Origin of the sequence: Bradyrhizobium sp. Leo170, assembly GCF_004296405.1 — a bacterium.
In the GTDB taxonomy this organism is placed as follows: Bacteria; Pseudomonadota; Alphaproteobacteria; order Rhizobiales; family Xanthobacteraceae; genus Bradyrhizobium.
This window is the reverse complement of sequence record NZ_PSRR01000334.1, coordinates 1-9,651: the sequence shown is the minus strand read 5'-3', so window position 1 is coordinate 9,651 and position 9,651 is coordinate 1. Positions and strand designations below refer to the sequence as shown.

Below are 9,651 nucleotides of genomic sequence, written 5' to 3'. Positions count from 1 at the left end.
ACGACTTCGCCGTCCGCTGATGTTGCGTTCGTCTGTCGCAACACCAACGTCCACCGCATCTCACCGCAACGTTCGTGACGATCGCGAGCCGCCCCTCTCTCGGGTGAGACGCGCGGAGTCATAGTGCTGATTTGCCCGACGGCGGAAGTGGAATGTTTTTCGCGCGAGGAGTGGACGAGGCAAATCACTTTGGAATCGCTGGCGAATTATTCTCCGCCGTCATTCCGGGGCGATGCGAAGCATCGAGCCCGGAATCCATGTCACTGCTCGCGCCTGCGGCTCGATGGATTCCGGGCTCGTCCTTCGGACGCCCCGGAATGACGGCGGTGATTGGTAGCGGGAATGGATTCCGGGCTCGCGCTCACGCGCGCCCCGGAATGACGGCGGGGGCGGAGCGCGTCCCGGAATGTGCTGCGCTCACGCCGGACCGTTCGGCACGTCGGAGAAGCGTGTCAGCCACGCCACCGGGCCGATGCTGGCGGCGATGATGAGCAGGGCTGCGAGTGCGCCTTCCTCGAAACTGCCGCGGCTGGCGAATTGGTAGATCGAGGTCGACAGCGTCTCGACATTCAGCGGGCGCAGCAGAAGCGTTGCGGGCAACTCCTTCAGGCAATCGACGAAGACGATGATGGCGGCCCCGAACAGTGCGGGCTTCAAGAGCGGCAGGTGGATCCAGTGCAGAATCGTTGCCTGGCCGGCGCCGACGGCGCGCGCGCTCTCGTCATAGTCGCGCGGAATCTGCTCAAAACCGGCCTTGAGCAAGCCGGTCGGCACCGCCAGGAAGCGGATCGCGTAGGCCATCACCACGGCTGAGCCCGAGCCCATCAGGATCAATCCCGGCAGCGATTGCCCAGTCCACGCGGCGAGCGCGTTCAGCCCATTGTCGACAGCAAGCACCGGCGCGAGCAGGCCAAGCGCGATCACGAGGCCGGGCAGCGCATAGCCGGCCTGCGAGATGTTCATCGCGACATGCTGCAACGGACTTGGCCGCCAGCGATGGGCGATGATGGTGGAGAACCCGAGCAGCAGCGCCAGCAGCGTGGCCAGGCTGGCAAACGCGACCGAGTGGAACGCGTGGCGCCAGAGCGACGTATCGAAATTGGCGAGCAGCCCGCGCTTGATGCTTTGATGCATAAGATAGAGTAGCGGCACGACGAAGCCGATCAGCACCGGCAGCAGGCATGTTGCGAATACCGACCACGCTTTTGCGCCCACCAGCGGCGTTCGCGGCATCAGCCGCGGGCTCTCGGCTGCGAGTTCGGCATTGGTATTGCGGCGGCCGTAGCGTTCCATGATGACCAGGCCGGCGACAATGGCGAGCATCAGGCAGGCGAGTTGCGAAGCCCCGGCGAGGCTGCCGCGGTTGAGCCAGGTCGTGAAGATCGAGACCGTCAGCGTGCGGATGCCGAGATATTCGCTGGCACCGATATCGTTCAATGTCTCCAGCGATACCAGCGCCACGCCGACCGCAAGTGCCGGCCGCGCCATCGGCAGCGACACGCGCCAGAACACGGTCCATTTGCCGGCGCCGAGCGTCTTCGCGGCCTCGGCGAATTCGGCGGTTTGAAACTGGAACATCGCCCGCGCCGACAGATAGACGTAGGGGTAGAGCACCAGCCCGATCACGACAATCGCGCCGGGCAGGGAGCGGAGATTAGGCAGCCAGCCGACAGCGTCACGCAGCGGCAGCCAGATCGCGAGCGTGCGATGGACGAGGCCGAGCGGCTCGAACAAATCGGCGTAGACGTAAGCGGCGAGATAGGTCGGGACCGCCAGCGGCAGCGGCATCAGCCACAGCAGCGTGCGGCGGCCGCGGAAATCATAGCGCGAGATCAGCCACGCGGTGCCGGCACCGAGCAGAAGCGTCAGCGCACCGACACCGGCGAGCAGGAGCGCGGTGTCGAGCAGCGCCGCCGGCAGCACATAGTTGATCAGGTCGTGCCACACTTCCGGCGCCGGCTGCATGGCAAGCGACACGATCGAGATGACGGGAGCCGCGACCAGGACCGCCGTCATCACCGCGATTGCCGCGGCGATCCGGCCGGCGTAGACGCGTCGCGTCCCGCGAGTGGGCGCTCTCTTTTTTCGGGCGGCGTGAATCGCAGCAGCACCCTCGCCCCGGCCCTCTCCAGCGGGCAGGAGAGGGGGCGAAGCGGAGAGGTCAGTTGTCAAAGCCGACCTTGTCCACCAGCGTTGCCGCCGCCTTGCGGCTTGCGGCGATCTTCGAGATCGGCAGGCTGTCGGCATTCAGTGTGCCGTAGCCCGCAATGGTGGGATTGACGGCGACGCCGGCACGAACCGGATATTCGTAGTTCTGGTCGGCATACATCTGTTGCGCCGGTTCGCCGGCGAGCCATTCGATCAGCTTCACGGCGTTGGCCTTGTTGGGCGCGTGCTTGGCGAGCAGCACGCCGGAAAGGTTGACGTGGGTGCCGCCGCCCTCGAAGGTCGGCAGCACGACGCGGGTCGCCTCCGCCCACGGCTTCTTGTCGGGATCGTTGTTCATCATCAGCGCCCAGTAATAGGTGTTGCCGATGCCGATGTCGCATTTGCCAGCGGCGACGTCCCGCGCGGCTTCGCGATCGCCGCCCGACGGCTTCTGCGCGAGATTGGCCTTGACGCCACGCAGCCATTCCTCGGCCTTGGCCTCGCCGTGCTTGGCCACGTAGGCCGCGAACAGCGCGTTGTTGTAGATGTGCTGGCCGGAGCGGATGCAGATCTTGCCTTTCCACTTGGGGTCGGCGAGCTCCTCATAGGTGACCTTGTCCTGCTTGACGCGATCCTTGGAAGCGTAGATCACGCGTGCGCGCATGGAAATGCCGGCCCAATGCCCGTCCGGATCGCGATATTGCGCCGGGACGATCTTCTCGACCACCTCCGACTTGATCGGCTGGGTCACGCCGGCCTGCACGGCTTCGTCGATGCGGCCGATATCGACCGTGAGCAGCACATCGGCCGGGCTGTTGGTGCCCTCCGCCTTGATACGCTGCTCAAGTCCCGAACTCGCCGAGACGACATTGACCTTGATGCCGGTGTCCTTGGTGAAGGCATCGAACAGCGGCTGGATCAGCTTGGTCTCGCGATAGGTGTAAACGTTGACTTCGCCATTGTCGGCTGATGCGGTCGAGACGGCGGGCAAGGTCAGGCACAGCACCGCCGCTGACGCGGCGAGGACGCGAAGATTAATCATGAGGCTGCTCCGGCAGGATGTCACGCGGTACCAGAGTGCCTAGCGCAGGCGACGCCAAGATGTCCGCGACCCGATGTCGCGAACGGGATGATTTAGAGTGATTCCAGCGTAACGACTTAGAGCGATTCCAAATTTGGATTCCACGACTCTGCGGAGTGTCGTCGGGGCCGGGCATTTTCCTCCAGGCCTTGTTGTTCGGCTTGTTCGTCAGAACGCGGGATGGCAGTATCGCCCCCTCATGAGCAAAATCGGACAGGACCATGCCGCTCGTCCGGATCTGGGTCTATGACGGCATCCTGGCCTCCGGCGTGGCGGGGGCGATCGACGTCTTCACCGCGGCCAATGCGGTATGGGCAGAACGGCCTCACCATCGCGGGGCAAGAGCGCCGCTGCTGCAATGGCGGGTCGAGTCGCTGGACGGCAAGCCGGTCGAGACCGCTTCGGGCCAGGTCATCGACGTCGACGGGCCGATCAGCGCACGTGCCGCCGCGGATGCGGTGGTCGTGCCGGGACCCTTCGTTGTCAACATTGAGCGCTTCTTCGAAAGAATCGACATTGTCGAACCGCTGCTTGCTGCGCTGCGCCGCCAGCACGCGCGCGGGGCGCTGCTCGCCTCCTACTGTACCGGCAGTTTCATTCTCGCCGAGGCCGGCCTGCTCGACGGTGGCGTTGCCACGACGCATTGGGCGAAGGCGAAGGCATTCGCCAAACGTTACCCCGAAGTGGACCTCCGGGTCTCGGAAATCCTGACCGAGCAGAACCGCATCGTCTGTTCCGCCGCGGTGACGACGTCGCTCAATCTGGCGCTTCGCCTGGTTGAGAAATTTGCTGGCCTCGAAGTGGCGGCCGAAACCGGCAAGTTGATGCTGATCGAGTCAAACCGCGTCTCGCAGACCTCCTACGCCAGCATGCCGAGCGCGCCGCAGCATTCGGACGCGCTGGTGGCACGGGCGCAACGCTGGATGGAAAAGTCACTACAACATGGGTTCAGCCTCGCCGAACTCGCGCAGCATCTTGCGGTCAGCGAGCGCACGCTCAACCGCCGCTTCAAGCTCGCGACCGGCGAGGCGCCGCTCCAGTACCTGCAAGCGCTGCGCGTCGATGTGGCAAAGCGGCTGCTCGAAACCGAAGGCTTGAGCGTCGATGCGGTCAGCGCCCGTGTCGGCTACAACGATCTCTCCACCTTCCGCCGCTTATTCAGACGCGAAACCGGGCTTTCACCTCGCGAATATCAACGCCGTTTCGCGCGCCGCAACGCCCGCGCTGTGCCGGCCGCATAGCCGCGCCTGTCCGAATTTCCTCGAAAGATGGCGATACTGCCACTGTCGGCAGAACCGCTCAGCACCTAGACCTCGGCTTGCGAACGAGCACAGGAGGTCTTTATGCCGATGATCGACGTGACCATTCCCGAAGGGGCATTGAACAGCGAAGCCGAAGCGCGGCTGATCAAGGAACTGGGCGATATCCTGATCGGACACGAAGGATTCGATCCTGCCAATGAGGTCGCCCAAAGCGTGACGGTCGTGTTTCTGCATCGGCCGGCCGCCGTCTACGTCGCGGGCCAACGCTCGGCGTTGCCGCGTTACCGCATCGTCCCGACGGTGCCGGAAGGGCAGTACACCGAAGCTTCGCGCAAGGCCTTGGTGAAAGACATCACCGACGCTATCGTGCGCGCGGACGGCGGTACGTTCGAAGACGTCGCGCCGCGCGTCTGGGTATTTCCGACCGAGGTGCCGGACGGCCAATGGGGCAGCCGCGGCGCGATCCGTCCGTTGCCGGACATCCAGGCCTTCATCGCCGGCGAGCATGAGCGAAAGATCGGCGAGGAGCGGTTGGCACGACGGCGCCGCGTGAAGGCGCTCGAACTCTTGGCCGGCGCGCTCGATGCCGCGCGCAAGGGGATCGATTGATGCGTCGTCCTGCGGCGTCCCCCGAAGTGCCGACAATTTGGGCAGCGCGCCCAGCTAATGCGTTTCCCCTCGGGGAAGTCTGCGCCTAGTCTTCCTTCCGGGAGGTGGGGTTCGGATGCGGACGATCCTGGATTATTGCGGCGCGGCAGTTCGGCGGCAGGTGCCGTCCGGCGCGCTCATCATCCATGAGGGCGGCAAGACCGGGCATCTGTTCGTGCTGATCGAAGGGCGGCTGGAAGTGATCAAGGGCGATGCCGTGGTCGCGGTGCTCGCTGAGCCCGGCGCCGTGCTCGGTGAGATGAGTGTGCTGCTCGATCAGCCGCACACCGCAACGGTGCGCGCTGCATCCGACTCGCTGGTCTATGAATTCGATGATGCGGCGGCCTTCCTGCGCGAGCAGCCGGAAGTGGCGCTGCTGCTGGCCCGGCTGCTCGCACAACGGCTCAACGTCGCCACCACCTATCTCGCCGATCTCATGCACCAATATGCCGACCATGGCACGCATCTGGCGATGGTCGGCGAGATCCTGCAGAGCATGATCAACCTGCCGCCGATGCAGGTCGCGCCAGGATCGGATCGGCAATCAGACCCAAGGATGTGAGCCAGGGCGGCGGGTTCTCGATCCGCGCGGCCGGCTGCAGCGATGCGTTGAGATCGATGGTCTGCTCCTCGCCCGGCGCCAGCCAGAACGCGCTGCCTTGGTCGATATCAAGTACGATATAAGTCGGCGGACGACCGGGGAGGCGGCCGGTGTTGAACACCCAGGTCGCGCCTAATCGGTCGAACCACGAACCATCAGGAATGAACGGCGACTGGTGCACATGGCCTGATATCACCATCGACGGCTGATGGCGCTCGATCCATTGCACCAGTTCGACATCGCCGAAGAAGCGCTTGCCGCCCCAGCTCGTCGGCGAGTTTGCGGGCGGCGCGTGATGCACCCAGATCCAATTCGCGGGCCGGTTGACGGCGGCGTTACGAAGTTGCGCGTCGAGCCGCTCCTTCACCTTTGGGCCGTCCCACCACGGGCACACCGTGAACAGCGTATCGCCGATGGTCAGATTGTCGCCGTCGCCGGCGATCCCGAGTTCCCTGGCGTCAGAGACCCAGCGCGCGATCTTCTCGCCGTCCGGATTGCGTTCGTCGAGATCGTGATTGCCGGAGCAGAGGATGACGCGGGTGCGCGCTGCGAGCAGTGAAAGATATTTCTTCACCACGACGATCTGGGCGCGGAAATCGACGATCGATGAGATGTCGAGCGCATCGCCGGCAAAGACCACCAGATCGAATTGCGGCGCGGCCGCGAGCAGCCAGTCGAACTGCGGCAATGAATAATGCAGATCGGCAACGACCAGGCAGCGCATGGGACCTCGATCAGGATCGATGAGGTGAAATCAAATTGCTCAGGAATTGGGCGCGTCAGGCGCCGATGCATTCACGTCGGGAAAATCGAGCAATAATTGTGCCGTGTCGCATCCCGCGAACGCGACACATCCCCGCAGCGCCGTGGCCCGGGTGGAGCGCAGCGTAACCCAAGGCCGCCTCGCGAACGCGGATGCACCTGTCCCGGATTGCGCTGGGCTTCACCCGGGCTACGGGATCGTGCTCACGCCCGCGCGGTGGCGTGGGGGAACGCCACTTCGATCAGGGTGCCGGAGCGGCCCCCGGTCTTGATGTGGAATCTGGCGCGGTTGGCTTCGACCAATGCCTTCGTCAGCGACAGGCTGACGGCGGAGCTTTCGGTGGTCTGGTCCGACGGCGCCGGCGTGCGGAACGGCTCGAGGGCCGCGGCGACCTCGTTGTCGTTGAGGCTCTGTCCGGTGTCGCGGACGCGCAGCATCACCTCGCCGAAATCGGACAACGCGGTCGAGACGATGACCTGGCCGCCGGCATTGGCGAGGTGGATCGAATTGCCGATCAAATTGAGCGTGATCTGGCGCAGCGCGCGCGCATCTGCCAGCACCGGCGGCAGCATATGCGCAAGCGAGGTGCGAATGATGATGCGCTCGCGGTTGGCCTGCGGCTGCATCACCGCGACGCAGCTTTCGACCATTTCATTCAGATTCTGGTCGGTGAGGGCGAGATCGAGCTTGCCGGTCTCGATCCGCGAGAGATCGAGCAGATCGTTGATGATCGCCAGCACGTGCTCGCCGGAGGCGCGGATGTCCTTCATGTATTCGAGATAGCGCTCGTTGCCGAGCGTGCCGAAACGCTCGCCGATCATTACTTCGGCAAAGCCGATGATGGCGTTCAGCGGCGTGCGCACTTCGTGGCTGATCCGCGCCAGCATGTCGGCCTTCGCGATCGCCGCGCGCTCGGCGAGGCGCTTGGCCTCGCGCAACTCGCTCTCGCTCTTCTTGGCCTGCGAGAGATCGCGGAACACCGCAAAGAAGTTCGGCCCGTCGGCGCGGGTGCGGCCCATCGTGATCGACAGCGGCACGAGGCCGCCCTGGCGCACGCGCCCGAGCCCCTCGCGGCCGTGGTCGAGCAGGCTCGCGACGCCTTCGCCCTTGATGCTCTCGAGATAGTCGAGCATGACGCGCTGGCTTTCGGGCGCAAAGAGATCGGCGAGGTTGCGCTGCACGAGCTCGTCGCCGTCATAGCCGAACAGCGCCTCGGCGCTGCGGTTGCAGGAATTGATGTTGCCCTCGGCATCGAACATCACGACGCCCTCGGCGGCGGTGTCGAGGATGGCGCCGAGCTCCTCGGCATCGGCCAGTCCTATCCCCGGAGCTACGTCAGGCGGAAGCGGCTCCGCCGCCATCGCCGCTGCGATGGCCGCGCCCTCGTCGTGCCGCTCGGCGAAGATCAAAGCGAGCGCGGAATCGCCGTCCCAGGAGATCGTGTGAAGGTACGCCTCCGCGCTTCCATGGCCGGGATCGCCATGCGGCGGGGCTGCTGCGATCCGCACCGGCGTGCCGCTGTCGGAGGTGCTGCTGGCGGCCGAAACGCCGGGCTCGACATACAGCGCATCCAGTCCGCCGGCATCCTCCAGCGCGCGCACGCTCTCATATCCCATCCGCTTAAGGAAGGCGGGATTGGCATAGAGCAACCGGTCGAGCCGATAGATCAGGACACCGGTCGGCATGAGGTCGAGCAGCGCGCGGTCGCGCCTGGCTTCGCCGCGCGGCGCCGGCTCGGGCTCGCTCAGCCATTCCGGCGCGGCAGTCGCCGGCGCGGCAGTCACGGGCTGGTCCGCGATTGGCGCTTCGAAGGCTGGTTCGTGCGCTTCCACAGGCGGTGGCGGTGCATCGGCGACCAGCTCTTCGGTCGCCGATGGCGCCGACGCTTCGGCGATCTGGCTTTCGAGCCGTGCCGATAATTGCCGCGCCAGTTCGTTGAAGGCGTTGTTCTCGACCGGCGTCAGCGACGGCGGCTTCGGTTCGCCGGGCGGACGGAATGGCAGCACGTTGCCGGGCGCCTCGACCGGCGTTTCCGTTGAGATGTCCTTGGGCGTATCCAAAATCGTTTCCAAATCGCTCTGTTGTAAAATCTCGGACGCTTTCGGCTCGGGCACTTCCGCACTGGTTGCAGATGCCGCAGTGGGCTCTGTCGGCGGCGCCGCGCCGGATGAGACCTCGGGCCGCGGCGCTTCTCGCACTTCCAATGGCTCAGGCTCGGCCGGAATTGTGTCGGCGGACAGTGGCTGGGCCGGCGGTCCACTGAAAAATTCGTAGCGGCGCAGCGCCTCCAGCCGCGCCAGACCGTCGAAATCGCGGCAGACGCCAAAGCCGCGATAGCCGGCGAAATTGCGCGCGCTGTCGAAGATGGGCAGGCCCGACAATTCGATCCTTAGCCGGCCGCCGCCATCGACCGGCCAGTTCAGCGTGATGCCGCTCCAGGTATCCTCAGTGGCAAAGGCCTTCATCACCCGGCCTTCGGGATCGAGGCCGAACCTGTCGGCGATGTCGCTCCACAGCCGGCCGAAGCCGGCCGCCGCCTGCACGCCGATCAGCCGGGTGAACTCGTCCGACCCGAGCGAGAAGCGGCCTTCGCGGTCCATCTGCCACATGAAGCGCAGCGGGGTGCGGCGCGTATTTGGCAGCGGCTCGTCATGCCATGACGGCGTCTTTTCGGACGCGCCGGCCGGCGTGCGTCCATCCGGCGTCGTGTAGGACAAGGGCGTTGCGACCGGCACCGACGGCTCGTCGGCGACCGGCTCGATAAAGGGCGAGGGCTCGGCTTCCTCGGGTTCCGTATCCAGCGCATCGAACAGCGCGAATTCGGCGGGCGCTTCCCCTGACAGCGCGGGCTGCTCGTAGAACGGCTGCCTGGCAGCCGGGCCGGTCGCGGTTTCCGGCGGAGAGGGCGCGGCCTCGGTCTCTGCGACCGCGGGCATCATCAGCGCGATGAGGCCGACATCCGCGCCGCTGCCGACGCGCTGCAGCACCATGTGGCCGATGCGGAAGGAGGTTTCGGCCCGACCCTGCCGGAGCGCGTCTTCGCGCGCGGCATCAAGGCCGGCCTCGGTGAGATTGCGGAAGCCGAGCAGGGCCCGCGCGGCGTCGCTGGCGCCGACGAACATGCCGTCGCGCGCGAACGCGGCCATCG

At 65.6% G+C, this 9,651-nt stretch carries 7 protein-coding genes; 3 read left to right on the top strand and 4 right to left on the bottom strand.

All coding sequences use genetic code 11. The annotated features are described in order from the left end of the window. Positions 1-417 precede the first annotated feature (417 nt). Together CWO89_RS35600 and CWO89_RS35595 are read right to left on the bottom strand one after the other, a co-directional pair. Positions 418-2,016, bottom strand: coding sequence for an ABC transporter permease (locus CWO89_RS35600; protein WP_130583097.1), 1,599 nt, complete (start codon positions 2,014-2,016; stop codon positions 418-420). A gap of 145 nt (positions 2,017-2,161) precedes the next feature. Further along, on the bottom strand, positions 2,162-3,190 hold the full coding sequence (locus CWO89_RS35595) for a Fe(3+) ABC transporter substrate-binding protein (RefSeq protein ID WP_130583096.1): 1,029 nt from the start codon (positions 3,188-3,190) through the stop codon (positions 2,162-2,164). A 260-nt stretch (positions 3,191-3,450) separates the two neighbouring features. Here CWO89_RS35595 and CWO89_RS35590 point away from each other — a divergent pair, with 260 nt between their 5' ends. The 3 genes from CWO89_RS35590 to CWO89_RS35580 all read left to right on the top strand — a co-directional run bounded on the left by CWO89_RS35590 (position 3,451) and on the right by CWO89_RS35580 (position 5,701). Continuing rightward, positions 3,451-4,470, top strand: coding sequence for a GlxA family transcriptional regulator (locus CWO89_RS35590; RefSeq protein WP_130583095.1), 1,020 nt, complete (start codon positions 3,451-3,453; stop codon positions 4,468-4,470). A 102-nt stretch (positions 4,471-4,572) separates the two neighbouring features. Continuing rightward, positions 4,573-5,100 (top strand): tautomerase family protein, encoded by a 528-nt coding sequence (locus CWO89_RS35585; RefSeq protein ID WP_130583094.1) that lies wholly within the window; start codon positions 4,573-4,575, stop codon positions 5,098-5,100. A 115-nt stretch (positions 5,101-5,215) separates the two neighbouring features. Beyond that, entirely contained in the window at positions 5,216-5,701 is a 486-nt protein-coding gene (locus tag CWO89_RS35580; RefSeq protein WP_130583093.1) for a cyclic nucleotide-binding domain-containing protein, read from the top strand. Here the strand turns inward: CWO89_RS35580 and CWO89_RS35575 are convergent. After that, entirely contained in the window at positions 5,640-6,464 is an 825-nt protein-coding gene (locus CWO89_RS35575) for a metallophosphoesterase family protein (protein ID WP_130583092.1), read from the bottom strand. The genes CWO89_RS35580 and CWO89_RS35575 overlap by 62 nt on opposite strands. Positions 6,465-6,706: 242 nt before the next feature. Next, a partial coding sequence (locus CWO89_RS35570; RefSeq protein ID WP_130583091.1) for a PAS domain S-box protein occupies positions 6,707-9,651 on the bottom strand: 2,945 nt, incomplete at its 5' end.

Bases quoted from the DNA above. Each gene is read 5' to 3' on its own strand.
- CWO89_RS35600 (WP_130583097.1), bottom strand. From the start codon at position 2,016: ATGACGGCGGTCCTGGTCGCGGCTCCCGTCATCTCGATCGTGTCGCTT.
- CWO89_RS35595 (WP_130583096.1), bottom strand. From the start codon at position 3,190: ATGATTAATCTTCGCGTCCTCGCCGCGTCAGCGGCGGTGCTGTGCCTG.
- CWO89_RS35590 (WP_130583095.1), top strand. From the start codon at position 3,451: ATGCCGCTCGTCCGGATCTGGGTCTATGACGGCATCCTGGCCTCCGGC.
- CWO89_RS35585 (WP_130583094.1), top strand. From the start codon at position 4,573: ATGCCGATGATCGACGTGACCATTCCCGAAGGGGCATTGAACAGCGAA.
- CWO89_RS35580 (WP_130583093.1), top strand. From the start codon at position 5,216: ATGCGGACGATCCTGGATTATTGCGGCGCGGCAGTTCGGCGGCAGGTG.
- CWO89_RS35575 (WP_130583092.1), bottom strand. From the start codon at position 6,464: ATGCGCTGCCTGGTCGTTGCCGATCTGCATTATTCATTGCCGCAGTTC.